Origin of the sequence: Rhizobium sp. BK491, assembly GCF_014194925.1 — a bacterium.
Classification (GTDB): domain Bacteria; phylum Pseudomonadota; class Alphaproteobacteria; order Rhizobiales; family Rhizobiaceae; genus Rhizobium.
On the sequence record NZ_JACIAR010000007.1, the window covers coordinates 108,469 to 133,436 of the forward strand.

19 protein-coding genes and 3 pseudogenes are annotated in these 24,968 nt (G+C 58.8%); 8 read left to right on the plus strand and 14 right to left on the minus strand.

All coding sequences use genetic code 11. The features are described from left to right. The first annotated feature begins 12 nt into the window (after positions 1 to 12). Genes tssG through FHX05_RS25225 form a run of 7 tightly spaced genes read left to right on the plus strand, consistent with a single transcriptional unit; the run spans position 13 to position 10,861 of the window. A complete protein-coding gene (gene tssG / locus FHX05_RS25195) occupies positions 13 to 1,038 on the plus strand; it encodes a type VI secretion system baseplate subunit TssG (RefSeq protein ID WP_183875260.1) in 1,026 nt (341 codons plus the stop codon). Then, on the plus strand, positions 1,028 to 2,221 hold the full coding sequence (locus tag FHX05_RS25200) for an FHA domain-containing protein (protein WP_183875262.1): 1,194 nt from the start codon (positions 1,028 to 1,030) through the stop codon (positions 2,219 to 2,221). Before tssG ends, FHX05_RS25200 begins: the two co-directional genes overlap by 11 nt. Further along, positions 2,218 to 3,558: a type VI secretion system baseplate subunit TssK gene (gene tssK, locus FHX05_RS25205; RefSeq protein WP_183875264.1), complete on the plus strand. Its 1,341-nt coding sequence runs from the start codon at positions 2,218 to 2,220 to the stop codon at positions 3,556 to 3,558. Before FHX05_RS25200 ends, tssK begins: the two co-directional genes overlap by 4 nt. Beyond that, positions 3,555 to 5,078 carry a type VI secretion system protein TssL, long form gene (gene tssL, locus FHX05_RS25210; protein ID WP_183875266.1) on the plus strand — a complete coding sequence of 508 codons (1,524 nt, stop codon included), beginning with the start codon at positions 3,555 to 3,557 and terminating at the stop codon, positions 5,076 to 5,078. The genes tssK and tssL overlap by 4 nt, the downstream gene beginning before the upstream one ends. After that, the gene (gene tssM / locus FHX05_RS25215; protein ID WP_183875268.1) at positions 5,075 to 8,557 is read left to right on the plus strand and encodes a type VI secretion system membrane subunit TssM; all 3,483 of its coding nucleotides are present in this window, start codon (positions 5,075 to 5,077) and stop codon (positions 8,555 to 8,557) included. Before tssL ends, tssM begins: the two co-directional genes overlap by 4 nt. A gap of 10 nt (positions 8,558 to 8,567) precedes the next feature. Beyond that, positions 8,568 to 9,953, plus strand: a complete 1,386-nt coding sequence (tagF, locus tag FHX05_RS25220) for a type VI secretion system-associated protein TagF (RefSeq protein WP_183875270.1) — start codon at positions 8,568 to 8,570, stop codon at positions 9,951 to 9,953. 23 nt (positions 9,954 to 9,976) lie between these two features. Beyond that, positions 9,977 to 10,861, plus strand: a complete 885-nt coding sequence (locus tag FHX05_RS25225) for a protein kinase (protein WP_183875272.1) — start codon at positions 9,977 to 9,979, stop codon at positions 10,859 to 10,861. An 11-nt stretch (positions 10,862 to 10,872) separates the two neighbouring features. Here FHX05_RS25225 and FHX05_RS25230 read toward each other — a convergent pair whose 3' ends face one another. From FHX05_RS25230 to traA, 14 genes and pseudogenes are all read right to left on the minus strand, one after another. After that, the gene (locus FHX05_RS25230) at positions 10,873 to 12,015 is read right to left on the minus strand and encodes a polysaccharide biosynthesis/export family protein (RefSeq protein ID WP_183875274.1); all 1,143 of its coding nucleotides are present in this window, start codon (positions 12,013 to 12,015) and stop codon (positions 10,873 to 10,875) included. Positions 12,016 to 12,628: 613 nt separating this feature from the next. Further along, a complete protein-coding gene (locus FHX05_RS25235) occupies positions 12,629 to 13,126 on the minus strand; it encodes a GNAT family N-acetyltransferase (RefSeq protein WP_183875276.1) in 498 nt (165 codons plus the stop codon). After that, entirely contained in the window at positions 13,123 to 13,419 is a 297-nt protein-coding gene (locus tag FHX05_RS25240) for a DUF1778 domain-containing protein (RefSeq protein ID WP_183875278.1), read from the minus strand. Before FHX05_RS25240 ends, FHX05_RS25235 begins: the two co-directional genes overlap by 4 nt. A gap of 191 nt (positions 13,420 to 13,610) precedes the next feature. Further along, positions 13,611 to 13,964 carry a hypothetical protein gene (locus tag FHX05_RS25245; RefSeq protein WP_183875280.1) on the minus strand — a complete coding sequence of 118 codons (354 nt, stop codon included), beginning with the start codon at positions 13,962 to 13,964 and terminating at the stop codon, positions 13,611 to 13,613. Between the two features lie 170 nt (positions 13,965 to 14,134). Beyond that, positions 14,135 to 14,275, minus strand: coding sequence for a hypothetical protein (locus tag FHX05_RS25250; RefSeq protein ID WP_183875282.1), 141 nt, complete (start codon positions 14,273 to 14,275; stop codon positions 14,135 to 14,137). A 123-nt stretch (positions 14,276 to 14,398) separates the two neighbouring features. Next, positions 14,399 to 14,857: a hypothetical protein gene (locus FHX05_RS25255; protein ID WP_183875284.1), complete on the minus strand. Its 459-nt coding sequence runs from the start codon at positions 14,855 to 14,857 to the stop codon at positions 14,399 to 14,401. Between the two features lie 97 nt (positions 14,858 to 14,954). Beyond that, positions 14,955 to 15,932, minus strand: a pseudogene (locus FHX05_RS25260) (IS5 family transposase). A gap of 134 nt (positions 15,933 to 16,066) precedes the next feature. Continuing rightward, positions 16,067 to 16,867 carry a hypothetical protein gene (locus FHX05_RS25265; RefSeq protein WP_183875286.1) on the minus strand — a complete coding sequence of 267 codons (801 nt, stop codon included), beginning with the start codon at positions 16,865 to 16,867 and terminating at the stop codon, positions 16,067 to 16,069. 233 nt (positions 16,868 to 17,100) lie between these two features. Further along, positions 17,101 to 17,789 (minus strand): annotated as a pseudogene (locus tag FHX05_RS25270) (IS6 family transposase). A gap of 81 nt (positions 17,790 to 17,870) precedes the next feature. Beyond that, positions 17,871 to 18,317, minus strand: a complete 447-nt coding sequence (locus FHX05_RS25275; protein ID WP_246699084.1) for a hypothetical protein — start codon at positions 18,315 to 18,317, stop codon at positions 17,871 to 17,873. A 1-nt stretch (position 18,318) separates the two neighbouring features. Next, the gene (locus tag FHX05_RS30500) at positions 18,319 to 19,731 is read right to left on the minus strand and encodes a hypothetical protein (protein ID WP_246699085.1); all 1,413 of its coding nucleotides are present in this window, start codon (positions 19,729 to 19,731) and stop codon (positions 18,319 to 18,321) included. Positions 19,732 to 20,006: 275 nt separating this feature from the next. Beyond that, positions 20,007 to 20,723: an IS6 family transposase gene (locus FHX05_RS25285; RefSeq protein WP_183875290.1), complete on the minus strand. Its 717-nt coding sequence runs from the start codon at positions 20,721 to 20,723 to the stop codon at positions 20,007 to 20,009. Between the two features lie 28 nt (positions 20,724 to 20,751). Beyond that, positions 20,752 to 21,117, minus strand: a pseudogene (traF, locus tag FHX05_RS25290) (conjugative transfer signal peptidase TraF); the annotation flags it as partial. Then, on the minus strand, positions 21,114 to 24,416 hold the full coding sequence (gene traA / locus FHX05_RS25295; protein ID WP_183875294.1) for a Ti-type conjugative transfer relaxase TraA: 3,303 nt from the start codon (positions 24,414 to 24,416) through the stop codon (positions 21,114 to 21,116). The gene traA and the pseudogene traF, both read right to left, overlap by 4 nt. A 255-nt stretch (positions 24,417 to 24,671) precedes the next feature. Here traA and traC point away from each other — a divergent pair, with 255 nt between their 5' ends. After that, on the plus strand, positions 24,672 to 24,968 hold the full coding sequence (gene traC, locus FHX05_RS25300) for a conjugal transfer protein TraC (RefSeq protein ID WP_183875296.1): 297 nt from the start codon (positions 24,672 to 24,674) through the stop codon (positions 24,966 to 24,968).

Sequence of the window (24,968 nt, forward strand, 5' to 3'; positions counted from 1 at the left end):
TGATCGGAAGCAATGGACCAGTTTCGGCCAGATGATAGCGAAATGCTTGCTGCGCTGCTCGAGCGCGACCCCGGTCGCTTCGAACCGTCGACGGCGTTTCGCGTTGCCCAGCACGCAGCTAGCGATCATCTGACCGTATCCTCACCCGTCGGCGTTTCGCCGGCGCCACTTGTCGTCAGCGACTTCAAGCGTAAGGGCGCGACAGGAACGGTCAAGGCCAGCATGGCCGGCTTGCTCGGCCCGCTCGGCGCAATGCCGCCGAGCTACAATGAGCTCGTCATGCGTGAAGAACGCAATCGGGCTCATGGCCTTTCAAGCTTCTTCGATCTCTTCACAAGCCGCCTCGCCGAGCTCTTCGTCGATGCAAGCGAGAAATATCGCCTTGCCCGTCGGCTGCGATGGAGCCCGGACAGAAACGGCAATGCCTTCATCAAGACGCTGTTTTCGCTGGCGGGCTTCGGCACGGCGCGGCTGAAAGAAAGGGTTCGCCCCGACGACGAGCTGATCCTTAGATTTTCCGGTTTCTTTGCGGCGCGGACCCGCAACGCGGTCAATCTGCAGGCCATGCTGCAGGAGTTCACCGGCCTGCCGGTCGCAATCGAACTTTTCAAGGGCAGATGGCTTTCCATTCCCGAGAGCGAGCGCAGCCGCATGGGGCAGCCGCAGGGCGTGCAGCTCGGCGTTAACTCAATGGCGGGTGCCGCAATCCATGATTTCGGCGGCAGCTTCCGTGTCGTTGTCGGGCCCGTCGACTATGAGGATTACCGATCTCTTTCTCCAGGCAGCGCCAATATCGATGCGCTGTTTGCCCTGACGCGACTTTACGTCGATCCATCGCTCGATTTCGACATTCAAGTGGTTCTGAAGAAGGAGCATATTCCCTTCTGCCGGCTCGGCGAAAGCAGTGATCCGCCGAGGCTTGGATGGAACAGCTGGGCACGCGTTGCAGCGGCTGACCGCGACAGCGGCGATGCCATCATCGCGGAGCCACGTAAGACGCAAGGACAATCCGATCGGAGAGATCTCCATGCGGCTTGAACTGCGGCAAACATCCGGAGAAGGCTCCAGCAAAGGATGGTTCTTCGAGCGTGGCAAACGCACGCTTGGGCGGTCGCCGGATTGCGACTGGCAGGTGACCGATCAGCAGCGCTCGATCTCGAAGGTTCATTGCGTGATCGAACGCGATCGTGCCGGCTTCCTCCTGCGCGACCAGAGCGCCAACGGAACCCGCGTGGACGGCGTTACCATTCTGGAAGGCGAGACCGCAAGGCTCGCGGATAAATCCAGGATCGCATTCGGCAATATCGCCTTCAACGTCGTCATCACCGGGGAAGCCGACCGTGATGTCGAGGATCCGGCAGACGACCTGCGTCTCAGCGATGAAACCATGACGATCTCGTCGATCCTGGCCGATATTGCGCCCGGCGGCAGTACCGCCACTGGCGTGCTCGGTCAGCGCAACGGCGACGACTGGATCTCGGCGCTGCCGCAATCGTCGGACAAGGGCAAGTCGCCAAGCAGAAATGTCGATATCGGCTGGAACGGCCCGCCAGAAACGACCGGCATCAAGCCGGTACTTCCAGATGATTGGAACTCGGATTTCGAGCTGGGCACTCAGCTGGAACATGGCGCGGCAACCCATGTCTCCGTCGCTGTTGCCCGCAGTTCTGGATCGCAGGCGGCCGAGACCGCCAAAGCGATGGTTCCGGCCAATGATATGCGTGCTGCCGAGGATACGGATCAAGGTGCGGATGATGCGAGTTTTGCGCTGCAGTTCGATCCGCTGCGCCAGCTTGAAGCGCTCATCTCGACGTTGGAGCAGACACTAGACGACGAAGCGTCCATCTTCGGAATTGAAGAGAGCCGGGCTCATTCATCCGCTTCACTGTTCAGCCGCGAACGAACGGACCAACTCGCCGACCGTCTTCGATCGCTCATTTCGAGGCAATCCGCGCTTAACACCGGCCTTGAAAACCTTGTTCGCGAAGCCAATCGAATGTTCGAGCCCCGCATGGTCGAGGCGCATGTCGATGCCTCCCAGCGCAAGGCTCTTTGGCGCGGCAACGGCGATTACTGGAAGGCCTATCGCGCGCAGTTCGAAAGGGGCGGCAAAAGCATTTCGGTCCGCGATCTCCTAGCGGAGGCGTTCGGCGCCTTCGCGGATGGCCGCGACGAAGACGATACCACCAGTTTGGCAGAGAGGACGGGCAACACCCGATGAAGAACGAAAATCGCGTGGCTTGGAGCGAGGGCATGTTCCTTCGCGTGCAGCATTTTCAGCAGGCCGACCGCTGGACGGAGCGTCTGGTCCGGACGACCGCGCGCGGGCTTGCACCCTACCCTTGGGGCATTGCAGAGATCGGCATCGATCGCAGCGCGCTCGCGATCGGCCAGTTTGCACTGTCGAACCTGCGCGGCATCCTGCCCGACGGCACACCTTTCGAAGCGCCTGTCGATGCGGATCTGCCGCCCCCACTGGAGCTCGACGATTCAACGAAGAACGCTATCGTCTATCTGGCCCTGCCCAGCCGTCAGCCCGGCAGAGCCGATGTCGCCATGAACGGCAGCGCCATGCGCAACAGCGTTCGTATCACCGCCTCGCAATATGAGGCGCCGGATGCGAATTTGGAGACCGACTTCATGGCGCCGATCGATGTCGGCCGCCTGAGCCTGCGTTACCTGAAGACCGGCGACGAACTGGCCGGCTACGATCTGATCGGCCTTGCCCGTATCATCGAGGTCCGCTCCGACCGGTCGGTCATTCTCGATCCGGACTACATCGCTCCCTCGCTGAATTGTGCGGCCGAAGCACGGCTGAACGAACTCATCACCGAATTGCTCGGCATCGTCCGTCATCGGGCGGAGGCGATCGCCGAACGCGTCGGCGATCCCACAGTGCGCGGCACCGCGGAAGTGGGCGATTATTTTCTGCTGCACATTCTTAATCGCGCTGATCCCATGCTGCGCCATATCGCGGCAAATGCTTCGCGGATGCATCCGATAAGCTTTTATGAGGAATGCATCCAGCTTGCCGGCGAGCTTGCCACTTTCACGACCGATCGCAAGCGCGCCAGCGACTTTCCGCCCTATCGCCACGATGATTTGAAGGCGACATTTGCTGCTGTTTTCAATGATCTGCGCGCGTCTCTTTCGGCAGTGCTCGAGCAAGCAGCCGTCGCAATCGAACTCATCGAGCGCCGTCACGACGTGCGCGTCGGGACTATCAACGACCGCTCGTTGCTCAAGGATGCCGGCTTCGTGCTTGCGGTTCGCGCCGAGATGTCGGCCGAGGATGTCAGGCGCAAGCTGCCCGCGCAGATCAAGATCGGGCCTGTGGAGCGAATCGCCGAGCTCGTCAATGTCGCACTGCCCGGCATTCCCGTCAGGCCGCTTCCCGTATTGCCGCGGCAGCTGCCTTACCGGTCCGGCACGATCTACTTCGAACTCGATACGAAGAATCCGCTTTGGAAACAGCTTGATACCTCCGGCGCGATCGCGCTGCATCTCGCGGGCGACTTCCCTGGCCTGGAGATGGAACTGTGGGCTCTTAGAGAATGAACACACCGCGCTCAACACCCTGGCACGAGCTGCCGACGATCATCGAGCTGACCGAGGACGGCGCGCGCAAGAACGAAGCCGCCCGCAAGATGGCCGATATTCTCGATGAGGAGCTGGATAAGCAGCCGAACGACAAATCGGGCAATGCAGCTGGCGGCTGGTCCGTCGAGGCGTTGATCCGCGGCTTTCGCTTCGGCGGTGATGATGTTCCGACCATCGTGCGCTCGGCCGCGCCACTGCTCAATCTCGCTCACAGCCTGCGCAACACCGAAGAACAGCCCGACATTGCCGAACTTAGGCGCGTGACGATCGACGCGGTCGGACGTTACGAGCGTGATCTTGCGAGCGCGCGCATCAGCCCGGAACGGGCACGCGCCGCTCACTATGTCATCTGTGCGACCATAGACGATGTGGTTTTGAGCAAGCCTTGGGGCGTGCGCGCCGGCTGGGCGCGATCCGGCCTGGTCTCGACCTTCCACATGGACGTGACCGGCGGCGATCGGGTTTTCGATCTCCTGGACCATTTCCAGCAGAGCCCGGGCACCAACAAGGACCTGCTGCTTCTCATCTATCTCTGCCTGTCGCTCGCCTTTGAAGGCCGCACGCGCGTTTCGCCGCGCGGATCGCTGGAACTCGGGCGCATCCGTGACAGCCTCTATAAGACCTTGCTCGGTCAATATGGCGTTTTCGAACGCGAGCTCTCGCCGCATTGGCGCGGTGTTTCGGCGCGCCACAAGCCGTTGCGCACGGCCGTTGCGCTTTGGACGATCCTTTCCGTCCTCGCGCTTCTGTTTGCGCTCGGCTACATGTTCTTCACGCTTTCGCTCAACAACGCCTCCGACGCAACCTTCGAGCGCCTCGCCAACCTGCCGCCACGCGATACGCCAAGCGTTCTGATCGACGCGCCGAAGCCGAAAGAAGTCGCACAGACGCCCCCTCCTGCGCAGAGGCAGCCGCAAACGCCGCCACCGGTCAAGCCGCAACCGACGCCGCTCGACAATCTGCTCGCCTTCCTGCAGCCGGAGGTCGACCGCAAGCTGGTCACGCTGTCGAATTCCAATGGCAGGCTGCTGGTGCGCATCAACAATTCCGGCCTATTCGACACCGGCAGCGCCGAAGTCAGCGATAAGTTCCGCGATCTCCTGCAGCGCATCGGTGGGGCATTGGCTTCAGAAAAATTCCGCGCCGTCGTCGTCGGCTATACCGACAATGTGCCGATCCGCACGGCTCAGTTCCCATCGAACTGGCATCTTTCGGAGGCCCGCGCCCGTGCCGTTGGCGATATTCTTGCCGCCTATACCGGCAAGGAAGCCATCCTCACGGAAGGACGCGCCGACAGCGATCCGCTCGCAAGCAACGATACGGCGGAAGGACGCGAGGCCAACCGCCGGACGGAGATCCTGGTGCTGACCGACCCAACACAACGGCTTGGCGATGTCGCCCTTAATCCGCAGGCAACGCCACAGAGGCCAGGCGGTAATGCGCCGGCGACATCTGCGACGACGGGAGAAGCCCGATGAATCCGCTTGGCGCGTTTTATACGCTTCGCTCCTACGTCTCGGCCTATGCCGGTCTTCTCGGCCAGCGTTTCATCTCGCTGATCTGGGTTGCGGCGATCTGCGTCGTGATCTGGTTCTACGGCTCCATGGCCGGGTATGGCAGCTTCAAGCCGCTGTCGAGCACCACCGCCCGCATGATCGCGATTGGCATCGTCATCGCGGCATGGCTTATCTATCTGCTGATCACGACGTTGCGCGCCCGCAAGCGTGACAAGGCGCTGATGGATGGTATTGCCGACGATGCCGCCAGGCAGCAGGCGGAAGTCGGCGAAATCCACAGCCGCCTGAAGGAAGCCTTGCTGCTTCTGCGCCGTATTAGCAAGAAGCGCTTCGGCTACATCTACGAGCTGCCTTGGTATGTCATATTCGGCGCGCCGGGATCGGGAAAGACGACGGCGCTGACCAATTCGGGCCTGAAGTTCCCGCTCGGCGATGCGATGGGTAGCAATTCGGTGCAGGGCGCCGGCGGCACCCGCAACTGCAATTGGTGGTTCGCAGACGAGGCGATCCTGATCGACACCGCTGGCCGCTACACCACGCAGGACGATTTGAATGGTGCGTCCAAGGCCGGGTGGGAAGGCTTTCTTGGGCTGCTGCGCAAATATCGCCGCTCGCAGCCGATCAACGGCGCGCTCGTCACGCTCTCGATCGGCGATGTTCTCAGCCGCGATCAAGAGGTACAGCTCGAAGAGGTACGTTCCATTCGCAAGCGCCTGTCGGAACTCGACGAGTTCCTGCATGCGCGCGTGCCCGTCTATGTCGTCCTGACGAAGGCCGATCTTTTGACCGGCTTTGTCGAATTCTTCGACGGCCTTGCCAAAACCGATCGCGAACAGGTCTGGGGGACGACCTTCGATCTCGACGAAAGCTATAAGGGCGAGAACCTGCCCGAGCGCTTCATGGAAGAGTTCGCGCTGTTGCAGCAGCGCGTCGATGCCATGCTGATCGAACGCATGCAGCAGGAGCCGAATATCGAAGTTCGCGGCCGCATCTTCCGTTTCCCGGCGGAGTTGGCCTCCCTGGGAGAGCGTCTTCAGGAGCTGTTGACCGAGCTCTGTGCATCTTCGAGCCTCATCGAATCCCCCCTCGTTCGCGGCGTCTATTTTGCTTCGGGCACGCAGAGCCGGGAAACGGATACCCCACGCACGCGCCGCAGCTATTTCCTGTCGCGCCTGTTTAAGGAAGTGATCTTCGGCGAGGCGTCGCTGGTTGCTCGTGACAGGCGCCTGTCGGGGCGGCAAGCCATGATCAGACAGGTCGCCTATGGCGCAGCCGCCATCGCGCTCGCAATCGTCTTCACCGGCTGGACGGCAACCTATTTTCAGAACTCGCGCGCAATCGCGGCAGCCGAACGCCGGATCGACAACTACGAGAAGCTCGCAAGCGGCATTCAGATTCGCGACGTGACGGATGCGGATTTCCTGCGGATCCTGCCGGCGCTCGACAATCTTCGCGCCGTCACCAGCGGCTTCGATGAGGCACGCGTCTGGCCGACGAGTTTCGGCCTCGACCAAGGGGATAAGATCGCCAGCCGCCAGCACGGAGCCTATCAGCGCGCCTTGAACGCGCTTCTTCTGCCGCGTATGCTCGTGGCACTTCAAAATAAGCTCAAGCAGACATCGGATGTTCAGAAGACTTTCGACGCCTTGAAACTGTACGGCATGCTCGGTGGAATGGGACCGATCGATAAGGATTTCGTCTCTCAGCAATCGGAAGACATGTTCGCGGCGCTTTATCGCGAGGAAGGGCGATCGGCTGCACGCAAGGCACTCGTCGGCCATGTCGAGGCGATGGCTGCGGGTAATCTGCCGCAGATCGAGCTGGACAACACCCTGATTGCCAAGGCGCGGGAAACGATCCACTCACAAAGTCTTGCAGCCCGAGCCTATGATATCCTCATCCATTCCCGGCAGGCCCGCCAGCTTGATGCCTGGCTTCCCGCCGACGCATTGGGGCCGCTCGGAGCCCAGATTTTCCAGCGCAAATCCAAGGCAACGCTGCGGGAGGGCATTCCGGGAATTTTCACGGCCAAAGGCTATCGTGACGTTGTGCTGCTAACGGTCGCGACTGCAGCCTCGGAAGCGCTCAAAGAGCAATGGGTCCGCGGCAACGGCGGCGCAGCTCTTTCGGCATTGACCGCTGACGCGATTTCCCAGGCAACACTGCAGCTTTATTTCGACGCATTCCAGCAGCAATGGTCTTCATTGCTTGCCGACCTTCAGGTGCGCCCGTCGAGCAATCTTGCCGATGCGACCGAGACGGCGCGTATCCTGGCAGCCAACCCAAGCCCTGTGGAGATGGCGCTGAAATCCATAGCAGCCGCCACCGACCTGCGGCCTGCGGCAGGCGCCGAAATTGCCTTGCTTGACGATGTTCCGGACGCAACGCTGACTGCCGCCACCACAAGCGCGGTCAGCGCACCCGATCCTTACGGTCCGTTGCGGGCGGCGCTCGAGGCGAATGCCGCCAATGCGCAACCCACGTCCCAGAACAGCAATGCCAATGGCAGCAATAAGCCGCGCTCCCAGATCCAGAGCCTCCAGCCGATCCTCCAGAACATCTATGGCCAGTTGTCACGCGCGGCGAACTCGACGGCGGAAGTGGCACGCGTTTTCGACGCCGGCGGCCAGCTCGCCAATGCCAATCAGGACTTGCTGCAGCAGGCTCGCGGGTTGCCGGCGCCCGCCGATGCATGGATGGTGGCGGTTGCCGCCGATATCGGCTCGCTGGCGGTCAAGACGGCCCGCGCCCGCATCAACGACCTCTGGGCCGCGGAGGGCGCAGATCTCTGCGCCCGCATCGTCACCGGTCGCTATCCCTTCGACCGGAAATCCGGCCAGGATATCGCCATGGCGGATTTCATCCGATTGTTCGGACCGCAAGGCCTATTCCAGTCTTTCTTCAAGAACCGGCTGGACGCATTTGTCGACACAAGCGCCCAGCCTTGGGGCTGGCGTGGCACCTTTGGTGGCGACAGCATTCCGAGCCAGGCGATCGCGCAGTTCGAAAATGCCAGCAAGATCGAGCATGCCTTCTTTCCGGCCGGCAGTGAGAAACCCTCGATATCGATCAATATCAAGCCTGTTTCGTTGTCGGACAATGCCAATTCAGTAATGGTTGATATCGTCGGCGAGCATGTCCTTTATAATCACGGGCAGGTAGTGCCAAAATCCATTGCCTGGCCGCCCGCTGGCGCAGTGAATCAGTCCAATGTCAGATTTTTCCCGGGAGATCTGCAACCGGCCATCACACAGACCGGCGACTGGTCGCCCTTCCGCCTGTTCGATGCCGCCAAGGTGACGGTCCGGGCCCCCGATCTTTTCCGGGCTCGATTTGAAGACAAGGGCCAGACGGCGGAATTCGACGTGCAGTTCGGTTCGGTGCTTAACCCGTTCCGGCTGCAGGCATTGTCCGATTTCAGCTGCCCGGCGCAGTTCTGACGGCTCCCAGATGAATGAACCGCTCGCCCGCTCTCAATCGCCGATGCAAGCCGACACGATCGGCTTTTTCGGAAAGTTGCCGACGCACGGAGATTTCGTTTCTTCAGCACTCGGCTCGCGTCTCCAGAGCGAACTCGATCAATGGGTTCACAATGGCCTGATCGCACTCGAAGCAGCATTGGGATCGGATTGGCGTCGTCTGTTTCATGCGACGGCTGCCTGGCGCTTCGTCGTCGGCAAGGGAGTCTGGGCGCCGTCTGCTGTCGCAGGCGTTCTTCTGCCCAGCCGCGACCGCGTCGGCCGAAGTTTTCCTCTGATCATCGCAGCCCAATTGCAGCACTTTTCCGGACAGCTGCGTGATCTGTGCGACGACGATAGCTGGTTTACCGCTGCCGAAGCCTTGGCGGAAACCTCCGACAAGGCCGATTTCGAAATGCGGCGTTTCGTCGGGAGCACCAAGCGGCTTCGCCTGCCATTCGTCGACAAGCGATCGACCACGACACGGCTCGCGACCACAGGCAATGTCCCAGCGCCCGCCTCTCTCTGGTGGCGCATCAATCCCGGCACGCGCCAGGGCAAGGGGTTTCGCACCGTGACTGCCCCTACGGCGCAGGATTTCGTCAGGCTCGTCACGGCAGACGTTCACAAAGCAGCTGAGACTGCCGAACCGGTAGTGCATTCGGTTGCCGCTATTCCGATCGAAGCGCCGCAAACGACGAAAGCGGCATGGTCAGATTTCGCAATAGCGCACAGCCATGCCAGCCATGCCGGAACACGGCTCTCACTGAATGCCGATGCACTCCTCGTCAGCGCAGCACCGCATGTCTACGCTATCGCGGATGGTGTCGGCGATGGCATCGGGGCCATTGAGGCGGCGCGGATCACAACAGGAATCCTCGCCGGTATTCCGCGGCGTGAGGCGCTGCAGCTGCTGATACAGGATATCAAGAGCAAGCTCAGCCATGCCCATGCGATCCTGCGCGCCAAGAGTGCCACCGCCGAACGCGAGCCTCCTGTCGCCAGCGTCGTAACCGCAACATTGCTGGATGGCGAGTTTGCGGCGATATGGGCGGGAGATGCGCGCTGCTATCTGCTTCGCGACGGGATGATGCGGCTGTTGACCCACGACCATATCGATATAGGATTGCGGCGCACACTTGGCCGAGCTCTGGGGCTGAAGGATCAATTTGTCTCGGAAGTCGTTGGCGACCGGCTTCAACGCGGCGACCGGCTCCTGCTTGCGAGCGCTCCGCTTTCGCGCACGCTTACCGATCGCGTCATCGCCGAAATCCTGATCGAGACGCCGCTGGAACAAGCGGCCGCGGCGCTGATTCAGGAAGCACTCATCGCCAATTGCCGCGAGAATGTCAGCGCGATCGTCATCGGCGCAACATGAGTGGCGATACGAACGACGAGGAGATGAAAAGGATCGCAGCCAGCTTTGCCGAGCTGCAATATCTTCTAACCCATGATGGCGAAACCGAACGGCCGAAAGGGATGCGCGATCTACTGATCGATCGATTGCGCGATGCATTGGACCGGCGTCTGCCCTCCTTGCCCGATGGTGAGCCGGCTTTCATCGCCAATACCTTCCTCGTCGAGGCGGTTACGCACCGCAACGAGCGTACGGAAATCAGCCGATTGCGTCATCGCGATCTCGGCACGCTCCATGCCATGAAAACCATCCCGGCGGATCGATCAAGCGAGGCGACCGCCAAAGCCTTGCTGTTGCGTGAGGCAAGCATAGGCCTGACGCTACGCTGCAGCCACCTTGCCTCTGCTCAGTGTGCCATCCGCTTGCCCGATGGACGCCCGGCGCTCATCATGGAATGGATCGGGCCGTCCTTGTCGCAGCGATTGACGGAAGTTTCGCTGTCGGCGGCGGATGTCAGGGCGGCGGCGAAATCCATACTCGTCGGACTGAGCACGATCCATCAAGCCGGTTATGTACACGGAGATATTTCGCCGGCCAATCTTCTACTTCGAGATGGAGATCTCAATCAGCTGAAAATCGCCGATTTCGGTACGGCGGTCGAATGTGGAAGCCGATACAGCGATCTCGATATTGCCAAGGCGGTAACACTGGGCTTCACCGCACCAGAAGTCTCAGGCGATGCCGCCATGCAATTCAGTGCCGACCTCTTTTCGGCCGGACGCGTCATGAGCCTGCTTTTGGAACATTGCGACGAGACCGGGCAATCGATCACCGTTATAAAGGCGGCCGCCCGACACCTGGCAGACCCTGTTCCTTCCCGAAGGCCGTCAAACGCAATGGCGGCCCTTGCCTTGATAGAGGCAGTCTAGTTCGGACCCTGTCAGTTCGTCGATGAACTGCCCGGCAGCGGGGCGGCAGCCGTCGGCACGCTCTTCTGATAGACGGTCAAAAGCTTTGCAAAATCGACCGTGTCTGCGTTGCTGGCGAAAATCGTGTCGCCATCCTGCATCTTGAACTGCTGCATCAGCACGAAATTCGAGACCTGCTTAAGATTGACGCTGTAGATGATTGGCTTGACCGAAACGACGGTCGGAGCGCCGGCGTTTTTGGCAAGGCTCGGCGCAACCTGTGAATAGATATTCTGGTTCCGGAAAAGATAGAAGTTGCGGGAGTCCGCACGATCATCGAGCATGCCGCCGGCGCGGGCAAGCGCCTGCGCCAAGGTGGTCTGGCCGGGTTCCAGCGGGAACTCGCCGACGCTCTTGAAGGCGCCAAGTGCCGTGAAGGTCTGCGATTTGCCGTTGACGAACAGCTGATCGCCGGGCACGAGGCGCACATTCTGCTTGCTGTCCTGAAGGATGCGATCCAGCGGCGCGCTCGCCCTTTGCGAACCGCGCGTCAACGTGACGGTCGTGTTGGCTGGTGCAGACGATGCCCCGCCGGCAAGCGCGAGGACATCAAGCACGCGCTCTCCGCGCGCCGTCAGCGGGAAGCGGCCGGCAGAACGAACCTTGCCATCGACCGTTACGGCGCTGGACGGCTTGTCGACCACCGTCACGACAGCCTGAGGGTTGACCGAAGAGCCTTTGAGGGCGGTGACAATCTTCGACTGCAGCCCTTCCGGGGTCGAATCGATGACGCGCTGTTTGCCCACATAGGGCATGGTGACGAAACCGCGGGAATCAACGGTGAAGCGGCCGAGATTGAGCGATTTGCTCTGCGTGGCGGACAGCAATCCGTCCTCGCCGGTATCCAGCACCGTTACGTCGAACACGTCGCCCGGACGCAAGCGGGCATCCGAAAAGCCGCCAGAGCGCAGGCTCGTAAGCCCCTGATCACCGGGCAAATAGGACGGCGCAACAACCTGCGAACCCATCGGAGCCTCGGAGAGCGGCACGACCGGAATCTTCCGCTGCGTATCGGGCATTCTTGCATTGCGAATATTGAGGGCGCTTGGCCCATCAGACGGCCCTGCACAGGCGCTGAGGACAACCAAGGGTAAAATCGCCGCCCATTTCCGCATTCCGGAATCTCCTTCGGATGTTAGAAGCAAGGCAGAAATATCAACCAGAAGGCGGGAAGCAATATCCGGACCTAACAAATAGTGAATTATGACAGTTCGGTTGTTTACCATTGTGTCCAAATGGCAACCGAAGTGCGGTTCAACACCTCTCTAACCGCTTTCGAGGCGGCCAAATTCGACGCCCGAGCGCCTAAAATGAGAAGCGCCACAGCGAATCGAATTTCAAAAAATCACGAGAGCGTCGATTGAGGATACGACAGCTCGCACCACTCAACCGGTCGGATTTTTCACTCGGCCGAATATCGTTTTACCCGTGTTGGTAACATTTGAAGTGCTGGTCGTTTCCGTATTCCTCGCGTTACAGTCTTGAGAGCTCCTGCTACCAAGGGATGTTGTTGGCCTGATCGCTGTCTGCAGTTGGCAGGATTTGAATCGGAACCCATCTCTTTTACGGAAACCGTTGTGAACGTGTAATACACCGCCGTCCATCTCTTTGCTCCCAATAGGGATTGGAACTCGCGGCCCTCGTTTGAGGCCGAGACCTCCTGCCGAAAACTCAGCGAATTAGAAGCGAGATGGACTGCATTCAGCCAAAATTATCGATGAGTTCCGCCTAAGGGTTCAGCGCATTATTGAGGTCACGCAGTCCGACCATCAATATCATGGGGTCCGACGGAGAAGACCGGAAACCAACGGCCTCGCAGAAGGCTCGTGCGTCATCTGAAATCGCATGAACGAGCATACCTCGAATGCCAAGTACTTCAGCGGCATTGAGCAGGCGCAAGCCCGCGTCGCGCACCGATGCCCTGCCGATCCCACGCCCTTGGTAGGATTGATCAATGGCCAGGCGACCAAGCACAGCGACCGGAATTGGATCAGGCATGTTGCGCCGAAAACGGCCAGGCGCCTCCGGTTGTTTGACGGCGCCGGAAGCGAGGGCGTAATAGGCAATGACGCGGCTCTCCTCACACACGACGAAGGTTCGCGAGGCGCCACTTGCTTGATTAGAACGGGCGCGGCGTCGCAGCCAGTCGTCCAGTTCAACGACTCCGGAATTGAACTCGGCCAGTTCATGATGATCGGCCAGAGGTGCCGGTGCGCTGAGGGTCACGCCTCGTCCCAGGGTGATTTGGTCGACATGGTGCGAGCTAAACGCTCATTGGGTTGCGCGGGTGCATCGAGCCGGGCAAGGTATTCAGCATAGATTTCGGGGCTTACCGTGAAGATAGTACGGTCGAGCAGCACTTCCTCGGCTCGGCGCTCGGAAGCTTCCAACATGAAATCCGTTCGCGTCTTACCAAGCAACTCAGCAGCGCGATCGATCAAGTTGCGGGTCGCAGGCTTGATGCGCATATTCAGCGGTACGCTTGCGTCCGGATTTTTGTTCGTATGTGGGGTCGGCACGGCAAACTCCTGTTTGCGCCTATATAGCGTAACGACAATATCTTTACAAGATCCGTAGAGGCATTGTCGTTACACATTTCGCGCAATTCCATTTTCACTGCATTTAGCTCATCTATGCTCTTGATGGGAATCGAACCACAGACCAGTGGGATCTGGATCTATAAGCTTCTCAAACATCACAGCATTTTGCTCTAGGCGCCAGCTCGCTTGCCAGTTACATTTCCGGCAACCATTAACGCACAGGTGGCGCTTGATAGTATGCGGCACCTCGACACCAATCCGAGGTACGCTACCACATTCGCTTTTTTTTCAGCAAGTAAAACGCAACCGATGATGATCACCAATGTCGAATCAGCGATAGTGGGGGTTGTCTTCTCTTTGGAGCCGTTTGGTGTCGAATGCATTTGAGACGTATCGTTATCGAGGGATACCGGTCCCTTTCCTTTGTCGACGTCGATGTTAGAGATAAAGCGACCTGCGTTATGCGCATCGGGCACCGGCGCAATGGTCAATCCAACCTGCGCAGTGAAGAACACAAGCACCATCGCGCCTGATTTTGTGAGAATGAGGAAATCGAAAGGACGCGTGTGTTTTACGGCCAGCCTTTTGCAACGCTAGGCTAAACTGATCAGCGATGGTCTTGACGCCTATCATGCTTCTCCAAGTCTTTTCGAGCACTGATGCTTTGTGGTATGGTCGTCATGACCGGCGCTTGTCAGGAAATGCCAAGCATTTCCCGCACACGAATGAGATCGGGGGTTTCGAAACCTTCGGAGAAGCGGCCGTAGATAGGCCCGATGAGATCACGGGCTCTTTGGACCTCGCCATTCGCGATCCAGATCTGAGCGAGCTGCAACGCCCGCTCTCAATTCATATGAAAGTGTCGATTGCTGCCGAGCCAAGGCCATCGATCTCTCACAATACTCTTCAGCGGACTTAAGATCCGGCACTTTCCCCTGGATGAACACCAGAGCTTTTGTCAGCAAAGCGCCGGTAGGTGGATGACCATGTTGACTTCGGTATAGCTGGCGATCACCTCGTCGAGGAGAGCCAGCGCTTCCGCGCGGTCGTCTTGTTTTGCCAGGCAGAGGGCCAGCTCCGCGGCGAAATCCGACACAAGCATCTTGTATCGCCGAACCGCTAACCTCTTCAGGGTGTCGCGTAAATATCGTATTCCCTCCGATGTGCGGTCAATGCGTAGCAAGTACAGGCCTTTTAGCCCCTGCGCGACCGCGCGATACGGGTCGAAGAATGTCTTCTCCGAGATGCGCTCGAATGTTGCGAGATTGCGCTCGACCTGTAGCAAATCATCGATCCAGAAATACAGCGACATCATCATACCGAGCGCGCTGATCAGTGTGATCGGATGCTCCGATTTGCCCGCCTCCGCGATGGTCGTTTCGGCATAGCGCACGGCCTGATCGATGTTGCCGTTCAACCAATGTGAGCGAGTAAGGCACATAAGCGACTGAGCCCGCGGGTGGCGTTGGTGCAGCGATCGCCATGTAAGCGGATGTCAGTCTTTGATGCCTTTGCTACTCGGTAGCGTGTCTGTACCGGGCAGAATTCGGGCGTGCACATTCCAGCATTCGATTGAGGACGGCGCAGCCGATGGCGACCTCCGTCTGCTGGGCGCGGAATGAGCGTGCCCGTAGCCCGTGTCCGATGATCGATTTGTAACGACCGATCGCGGTCTCGACCAGGGATCGTTTTCCGTAGCCGGTCGCGACCTGCCACTTCATTCGGCCATCGGCGTTGATCGCCGCAATTTGGCGGTCTCTTTGACGGGAGAGACCGGCGTCCGGCCGTTCTATCGCATTGGCGCGTGGCGGAATGACGACCGTCGCGTCAGGACTGTGTCCGGCGACAGCCTCATAGGTCGGGTTGCCGTCATAGGCGCCATCGGCCGTGAACTGATCGATCGGCATGTCGATCTGGTCGAGCAGCGGCCCAACTTGAGAGGCGTCGCAGCCATCTTGATCCGTCATGACGTGTGCGATGATAGCCGCTGTCGGCATCCAGCGCCAGGTGCAGCTTGCGCCAGCCCCGACGGGATTTGGTGCCATGCTTTTCTTCCAGCCATTGGCCCGCGCCGTAGATCTTCAACCCGGTACTGTCGATGAGGACGTGAAGTGGTGCATCTGGCGCAGCCCGTCGTTTGGCAGATGGCATCCAGGTTGTTGCCCGTCGGCTGAGGGTCGTGTGATCGGGCACGGGCAGATTCAATCCCATCAGCTCAAGCACCGAACTCAAAAGCCCTTCGCTTTGGCGCAGTCTCAGGCCGAAAACCAATCCCAGCGTCAAAGCAGTCTCGATCGCCAGATCCGAATAGCGTGGTTGCCACCGCGTGGCGTGCGCTTCGGCGCCCCCCAGCACGACAGGGCCTCCGCCGTGATCCACAGCGTCAGACTACCGCGTCGACGAAGACCCGCCTCGTATTCCGGCCAGTTCGTCAGCTTAAACTTCATCTTGCCGATGCGATGGCGGCGGGAGACATTGTGTTTGAAAGGCATCGTTGCAAAGACCGGTTACTGCGAGTGCCGACCACCTACGCTAATGCAATTAACGATCCGCGCACCAACGCCTTCTTACATCTGACTCCAGATCGCCATTGCCATCGACAGCGCCGGCATTTCTCTACACAACCTCAGCCGTAAAGAACGTTGCGCAAACGATCCTGCAGATCACGGGTAGATTGGTCTTTAAAACTGGTCTCGAAGACCTCTACGCGGAGCACGTTCTCCGTCAATTGCTCCGTCTTCGCCTGTGAAAATTCGGCTAGCCACTCTTTGCGGTTTGAACCGACATACCGCCAGAACAGATCGCTGAGCCACATGATGGAACCGACTGCCTCTATATACCCGGAACGAAATTCCCAGCGACCAGGATTCTGGGAAATATCAATCACCATCTGCTCCACTGGCGGCGGCAACCCATTCGAACGCATAGGTAGAGATGAGTAATCCCGATTGGCAGCCTTGTAGATTAAGGGATCTTCAGTGTTTTGCCACTTGTCGTATTCTACATCGGCAATCCATGCCTGCACAAAATGGGGAGAGACGATGAACGGTGCCGCCCATTTCTCCCAATCGATAGCGGCGCCTGCAATCTTCTCCGCGATTATCACCTGACAAAGTTCAGCGTTCGCCACAGCACCATAGTTAAAGACGAGTGTGGTTGTCTCAAATTGACCTAGATGGTCAGTATTTTTAGCTGATGCTAAAAGGTTGTTTAGCTTTATAGGCCTGCCGTTAGCGTGAAGCTTGTCATCCAGTTGCAGCGTACCCAGCACTGAGAGAATGGCCTCTAGAGCTTCGAGAGCAGAGAGTTCGCCGTATCGCCGCTGCACTTCGATTTTGGGCTTCTCGGTGATGGTGACCGTCTTTCCACTGCGCGGTTTTAAGGTAAAAACAAGCCTTAGTTTTTCTGATCTGTCGCGCGCCATCATCGAAACTCCTTCACCAGCACCGTTATGCCTTGATTTCTGCCGCAGTCTACCAATGCTTGTGCTGCATCAATTCCACCCGGCTGAACTCGAATGTCAAGAATCTTGGTTGCCGGACTTCCATCAACGGTTATGTCGCTCCTTCGGAGCTCGTCAATTGGTGGCGTCGCCTTAACCGAATATGAGACGTAATAGTCCCTTCGGCCTGCACTTCACGCATGAATCGACAAGGCAATTTACCGCCAGATGGAGATGGCGTGGACGCGAAGCTGGCGGTGTTCGGCTGCGGTCAACTCTTTGCGGCGAAGAAGGAAGAGATTGGCGATCTGGCCCTGCGTCGAGGCGAAACGCTAGCATTGCCGGGCCGACTTGAAGCGCATCATCCGCCGTTCGCGTCGTCGTACGGGAAGATGTGAATTTTCAGCGCGGTTGTTGATGCCTTTGTGTGACCGATGCTCGATGCCCGGCATCAATTCGGCCTTCGCAGCAGAGTAGGACCGCAATTTGTCCGTCACCATCACCCGTGGGGTGGTACCCTGCCCTTTGAGCAGCTTCCTCATCAGACGCAGCGCTGCTGCCTTGTTCCTTCGGCTTTGCAGCAGGGCATCGAGGACCTAACCGTTTGCATCGACGGCGCGCCACAGCCAGTATTTCTTCCCTTGATCGTCACCACCATCTCATCGAGCTGCCACTTGTCGGCAAAGCGGCCTTGTGAGCGGCGGCGGAGTTGATGAGAGAACTTCAAGCCGAATTTCGCCGCCCATTCCGAGACCGTCTGAAACGAGACCTCAATGCCACGCGCGGCAAGCAGATCCTCGACGTCGCGCAGGCTCAGTGGGAACCGATAATAGAGCCACACCGCATGGGCGATGATCTTGACAGGAAACCGGTGGCGTTTGAAGTGGGCATGTGGGGCTTCGGTCATGGCGCTGGAATATCAAGTCGATTCAAACCAGCCGGTTAAGGCAACGCCACCCGACAAGCTTCACCTGTTTAACAGTTGTCATCACATTCCAGCGTCAGCTTTTTTCCTCAGATTTCTCAGGATGGTTGAAAAATAATTCCCAGTTCGCCGGCTGAAGCAAGCCGTTACCGTTGTCAATGGGCTAAATGGGACTTCTTGACCACTCATATCGCTGAGTTGTGGTATGCCATAAAAGATATCGGCACGATCTTTGAAATTAATGATCCACCGCCCGCCGAGGGTTTTTCTGAAAGCTTCTCCCAGATACCTGGCCGAACCATCGAAAATAATAGATTCAGATTCGCGTTTAATATCCTCCTTAGAGGAATACCTACTTAGCAACCATCCCTCAAGAATATCCAAAGACGCCGGAGAATAATCTAGATTACCAGATACATCTTCGGGCAATTTCCGCTTAAAGACATCAATTGCATCGTCCATATGGATCAACCAGACCTGAAATTTATCTTCTCTATCCTTACGATTCATTCTAATTTCCGCCCTCAAAGGGTATATTGGCATCCTTGAGTGCCTGCTTTAGAGCTCCTGAAGCACTGCCTTGAAAAACCCATTTAACATCCCAGCCACTGTCTACAAGGGCTTTATCACGAGCTACTTCCCATAGATTTGCCTGGGTCGCGCTTTGATATCCGGTTTTTAACTCAATGCCGCGCTGATCTTCGATGTCAGCAATGTCAAGGCGTCTTGCATATTGTTGGCCTCCTATATTCGCGTTTACTGTAACTTCTGTCTTACCCCAACCTAGCGCATCCCTATATGCACGCACAGCGTCATTTGCAGCAGTCGCGCGCGTCATGTTTGCATCATATACGTTCGACCACTGAGAGTAGTTCCAGGTGCCCCCTCTCTCTTGATATTCATCCCATCGCTGTTGCTTGTGGGCAACTGATCCGGCCGACGCATCGCCCTTCGCCAAGGCCGCAGCATCGTCTTCCGCAATCAGTGCCACATCATCTATTGCACTCGTGCAACGACCACCCGGGCAACCTGTAACAATCTCGCCTTCTGCATTTGAACCGCTACCGACCTTAATCTTTGCGATTCCTAGCGCACCATAAGTTGCCTCCAGAGCCAACTGGCTGCCAAAATACACCACCCCGCCGTCACGTTTACAACTGCTGCCCGGATTTTGCTCACAGTAGTTAGCGGTGAAATAAGCGTAGTCGATATCAGCCTTCAGCTGACTGCCGAAAACACCGATCTGCTGATATGCAACGGCCAGATCGGCCGCTTCACTGGAATAACCCAGCAGTTCCAGATAATCTTTGCCAAGTGTCGCGGCCGAATCCTTCAGGGATGCAACGACGGCGTCAACGCAAGCCCTTGTCTGGCAGGTGATGAGTTGATTTTCTTGCGAGATATTCAGATCACGATATTCATCGACGATTTTCTCTACACAATTCTGATCGCCGTTGCAGCTTCTTAGCTTGGAGATTTGCTCCTCGCGCTGTGCGTGGGTCAGGTAGTTAAATTGATAATTCGCAGCCCCGTAGGACCCTCCTTCTCCCCCGCCAGCCACGGTACCCACCGCCGAGCTGAGACTTGTTCCGATTAACGTGGCAAGAGTCTGCTTGTTCTGATCGGACAGGGTGCTGTCTTTCAGCATGCCCTTGACGAGATTGGCGATGGCGGGCGCCATGAGGGTTGTGGCGGCACCACCAAGAGCGCCCTTCACCGCACCTTCCCAGCCGTTTACACCACCGAGGATGCCGGCACCAATGGCACGCAGCAGGACACGACCTTCGCCGCCCTCTTTCCAAAGATCGCGTTCTGCTTGGCTCGTGGCCTTCGCATATAGGTCAGTCGCAATATCACCGACCAATCCTGCCATGGTGGCTTGCGCCGCCTGCAGATCCGCCTGGGTCTTGTACTGGTCTCGCATGATATGTTCGAGGTCGGCAGATCGGGCAGCGAGGTGTTGGTATTGTTGGTATCACGGCGGATTGTGCCGATATCCTGCATCTGGTGGGCAGGATCGGTGATCGTGATCGGAATATTGCTGCCGATGGCGGAGAGCGCCTGGCCAGTCTTATTTTCGCTGTCTTTGACCGGGGGCGTCGGCATGATGCCGTTGGTGCCAATCGAGACGCCGTAGGTGTCGGCCTGGCACTGTAAACTTAACGCTCTGAAACCAAGATCTGGGAGTGAGGCTTTGGTTCATGCGGTGTGAAGGCGAGCGATTTGGCGCCAAGTATCCAAGGCTGTTGCTCGCAATTGACGATGGTGGTTGGATGGAATGTCGTGGCGGGGAATGTGAAACAGGTTGGCAATCGGGTCGTGGATGGAAACGAAACGCTGAAGTTGTCGCGCTGACTTGAAGCGCTTCATGATCCTCTCCCGTCGCCGGACGGGTTGATGAGAATTCTCGGCCCGATTGTTCAAGCCTTTGTGCGAGCGATGCTCGACGCCTGGCATGATCTCCCGCTTCGCCGCACCGTAGGATCGAAGCTTGTCGGTGATCATCACACGCGGCGAACGGCCTTGCCTTTTCAGAAGCTTTCGCATCAAGCGCTTTGCCGCCTTGGCATCGCGACGGTTTTGCACCAACACGTCGAGAACAAACCCGTCCTGATCAACGGCGCGCCAAAGCCAGTACTTCTTTCCACCGATGGTGATGACAACCTCATCGAAATACCATTTGTCGCCGAGCCTGCCGCTTGATCGCTTCCGGATATCATTGGCAAAGTGTCTGCCGAATTTCTCAGCCCACAATCTCACGGTCTGATGAGAGACGATGACGCCACGCGCTGCCAGCAGATCCTGGACCATCCGCAGGCTGAGTGGAAACCGGAAATAGAGCCAAACGGCATAGGCAATCACCTCCGCTGGAAATCGGTGGCGACGATAAAGAGGATCACGGCTAAATCTGGTCATGCAGCCAGATCCCATATTTTGATCGATGCTCGGTTAACGTTACGATGCCTGTGGGGATCGAACGGTCGTCGATGAGCACTTGCTCGGTGATTTCGACACGCTGTCCGGGAAGTGCTGCGACAGTCTTGATCAGCGGCGCAAATCCGCTGGGGCACAGCCCTCGGCGCAGGTATCCGCGCCGCCGCGCCTCTTCGAATACGGCTGTCGTGGGCGGGCATAAAAACACCAGATCGCCGATAGAGACCGGACGCTGAAGCTTCTCGATACGCCAGAGGCCGAGCGGCTCGCTTGGGGTCAGGTTGAGCCGGTAGCCGCCCGTGAACCCAGTCGCCGCCAGTGCGGACATGACGACGGCAGCGCCGGTCAAAAACAGGATAGCCGATCGCCGCTTCATTGCTTCTGCACCGGCGCCTGGCGCTGGATTAGACGCGGTTCCTCGGCCAGCTTTAGCGAATTAACGGTGCGCTCATGGGCGGAGAGCTGTTGCGCTGTCCGCATCACCGGCCAGGCCTGTTTGAGCCGCTCCTTCTGTTCCGGCTTCATGCCCTTGGAGAGCTCTTCGTACAGTTTTCCGGAGGGCTCGCGCGCGGCGTCGCTCAGCAGCGTCCGCTCCCCGAAGCGTTCGGTCACCGCCTTGTTGAAGCCGTCGATTTCGAGCTTAGTCTCCCGATTGCTGAGTGCATAGGCCATCGCAGCTGGCAAATCGTTTCGGTCGATGGCGTCGCGCACCCGCTCAAGCACCACGCGCGCCGCCGGCGACAGTGCTGGAATGTCGATCGAAGCCCGCTGACGCAGGGCCCGCTCGTCCGTTTGCAGCCTCTGCGTGACCGTTTCACGCATCCGCAGATATTGATCGAGATCCCGCTTCAGGGCCGGGACATTCACCTCGGCGACACGACGCACCTCGCGCTCCGACTTGGTGGCGAGAATGCCGGTCTTGCCCTTCAGCGGGCCGATCGAAGCCGGCTCCACCTCGAGTTTCCGGAGAACCTGTTTCGCCATCTCCTTGTCTGCCAAAACCGTGTCGAAGTTCATCGAGCGGAAGGCGGTTTCGGGATCAGCGAAGACGTAAGCGAAACGCGCGGAAACTTCTTCCCATTGCCGTTTCAGGACGGGATCGTCGCCAAGCTTGTCACCGACCGTATCGGCAACAGAGCCTGAGAATGTCTTGATGCCTGCGACCATGTGCGCGGCCTCCTTCATCGTTGGAGTGTCAGGGATTTGGAAAATGCCGAACCGGACGGCAAAGGCAGCAAGACGCTGGCCGAGATCGACGAGCTTTGCCTTTTGGCGCAGCGTCCAGTCGAGCCGGTCGCGTACCAGCGTGCGAGCGACCTGAACGATGTGAAGGCCGCGGGCCTCAGCGAAGCGCAGAGCCTCCCGATAAAGCTGGCCGCGCTCGTAATCGAGCGTGGTCTCCTTGGCGTTCTTTCGCGAAAGAACCTTGGCCAGTCCGCCGTTGAAGGAGAAGGACCGCGTCCCGTAGTAGAGCTGCAGATCCTCACGATGGCGGGTCATCGCCACGTAGGTCAGATGCCGGTCCAGGGACAGGGAAGCGAGCACCTTGACCCTATCGACGGTAGCGCCCTGGGACTTGTGGATCGTCGTCGCGTAGCCGTGATCGAGATTGTTGTAGAACCGCTGTTCGACGATCACCTGGCGGCGCTGATCGCCCTCGCCCACCGTTGCGACGATGCAGTTTGCTGCGGCCTCTACGACATGACCGATCATGCCATTCTTGACGCCGAGCGATCCCTCGTTCTTCAGGAAGACGATCTGATCGCCAGCATCGAAACGGCGTTCGCCATCGGCGGTCCGGAACAGATGACCTTCACCCACCATGCCGCGTTCGACCAGCTTTTCGCGGGCCATGACATTGAGCATGCGAACATCTCGGCGCAGATGGGCAAGGATCAAAGTCGTCTTCGTCTGATCGTAGTCGTGGTTCCAGTCGGCGATCAGGCGCTCGACAGCTTCGGCCTTCAGGCGCTCGCCCGTAATCCTGACGTTGGCACCATAAGCACTCAATGCCCTCTCGACATTGCCGCGTGCGAGATCGAGCGAGGCCTTGCGCATCCGGTCCTCGCGCTGGCGATAGATGGTTTCGAGCTCGGCATAGCCAATGCGATCGACGATGGCGCGGAAAGCGGCCCCGGCCTCGATCGGCTGAAGCTGTTCGGGATCGCCGACCAGCACGATCTTCGCGCCTGCTCTTACCACCGCATCGACAAACCCGGCCATCTGTTTCGAGGCCACCATGCCGGCCTCGTCCATGACGAAGATCGTCTTGTCGTCCAGAACGTCTCGGCCCCGGTTCCAGCGCAGCTCCCAAGACGCGAGCGTGCGGCTTTCGATGCCCGCTTCCTTCTCCAGGCCCTCGGCCGCCTTGCCGGCAAGCGCTCCGCCGACGACGCGGTATCCGGCCAGTTCCCACGCCCCGCGGGCAGCTTTCATCATCGTGGTCTTGCCGGCGCCGGCGCGTCCAACCACGGCCGCGATCCGCGCGGGTCCGGCGATCCGCTCGATTGCGGTTTTCTGTTCTTCCGAGAGCCGCTCATGCCGCCGGAGCGTTGCGGCCAGAGCACCTTCAGACACAGCATGACCGTCCCGGTTCGACAGCCACAACGCCTGCCGCACCATCGTTGCTTCCAGCCGGATCATCGCTCGGGTCGAATAGCGCGCCGGCAGTTTCTTGGCCGTGGCAAAATCGATCGTGTCGCGCTGCAGCCGCAACACGTCCGGGTTCAGGATGATTTTGATCATCAGCCGCTGGAAGACGGCGGGATCGTCGACATAGCGATGCAAGACCTTGACGATATCGCGTTCGTCGAACACGCTCTTTTCCCGCGTAATCAAGTCAAGCACGATGGCGGGATTGCGCATAATCCGGCGGGCGTTCTCCGAGCGTCGTTGCTCGTTCAGCTCGATCCGTTCCAGTTCCGCGCGGACACCCTGTTGTTCCGCCTTGCGCTCGATCGCCTTGGCTCCGACGCCAAGGTGGATGGTGGGCTCAAGATCGATACCCTGCTTCTCGTAGGAGCGGCCATCTACCCTCAGATCAATGCCGCCGAGCGCCAGATGATGGTTCAGCCGTTCGAACCAACCGTCGCGCAGCACGTTGAAGTCATCGGTCGAACCGGCCCAGAGTTCGTAAAGGATCTTGCCGGATTTCGTCCGAACCGGCTGGCCATCCTCACCGATGACCGCAACCTTCTTCGACCTGAACCCGTCGTCGGAGAGCGGCCGCAACGTCGTCATCAGATGGATATGCGGATTGCCGGGATTGTCGTGATAAACCCAGTCGGCGACCATGCCTTTCGCCAGGATGTGTTTCTCGACAAAATCCCGGACCAGGGCGATGTTCTGCTCGGCCGAGAGTTCCAATGGTAAGGCAATCGTCAGGTCACGGGCTAGCTGCGCATCGGCACGCTTCTCGAAAGCTTCGACCTTGTTCCAGAAGGCTTCCGACGCTCCGGAAACCGAACGGTCGGCGACCAGCGAACGGACCCATTTCGGGGCATCGGCCGGGAGAAGAAACTCCTCGTGTAGGAGCCCCTGTTTTCGGGTGTAGTCGATGGTTCGGGCCTCGCGCTCATACTCCATCTTCGCGCAGTGCCGGTAGGCGGCAGAGAGCACCACGCTGCGGCCCGAGCCGCGGCTGACGATGCTGGCTGAGAAATGGGCGATGGCCACGACGAAGGAAACTCCGGGTTCGAACGGTGTTCGTCCGGAGCGGCCGGGGCCATCTGGCCACGCCAGGGCATAAAAGCAAGACGTCGCATCGCGACGTATAATTGCGCCCTTGGAACCGCTCCTTCGGAACGGCGGGATCATTCACAAAAGCATCGCCCTTGGCGATCTGCAGATCTGCAGATTTCAATTCAGGCACATCCGGAAGAATCTGGGCGTCGCAAGTGCAACGCCCAGACCTAAAAAGGAGCAACCGGAATGAAGAAACCGTCGTCGCGGATCAGGGAAGAGATCGCAAGATTGCAAGACCAGCTGAAGCAGGCCGAGACTCGTGAGGCCGAACGCATCGGCCGCATCGCGCTGAAGGCAGGTCTCGGGGAAATCGAGATTGACGAGGCCGAGCTTCAGGCGGCCTTCGAGCAGATCGCCAAACGGTTTCGCGGAGGCAAACCAGCTGCGACCGGGAAGAAGGACGCTGGAGATGGACGAGCCGCGAGCGGGGATTCCGCGACGCAGTCGCCTGGCGCGGATGCGGGCGGTCTTGGTGAGGCTTGA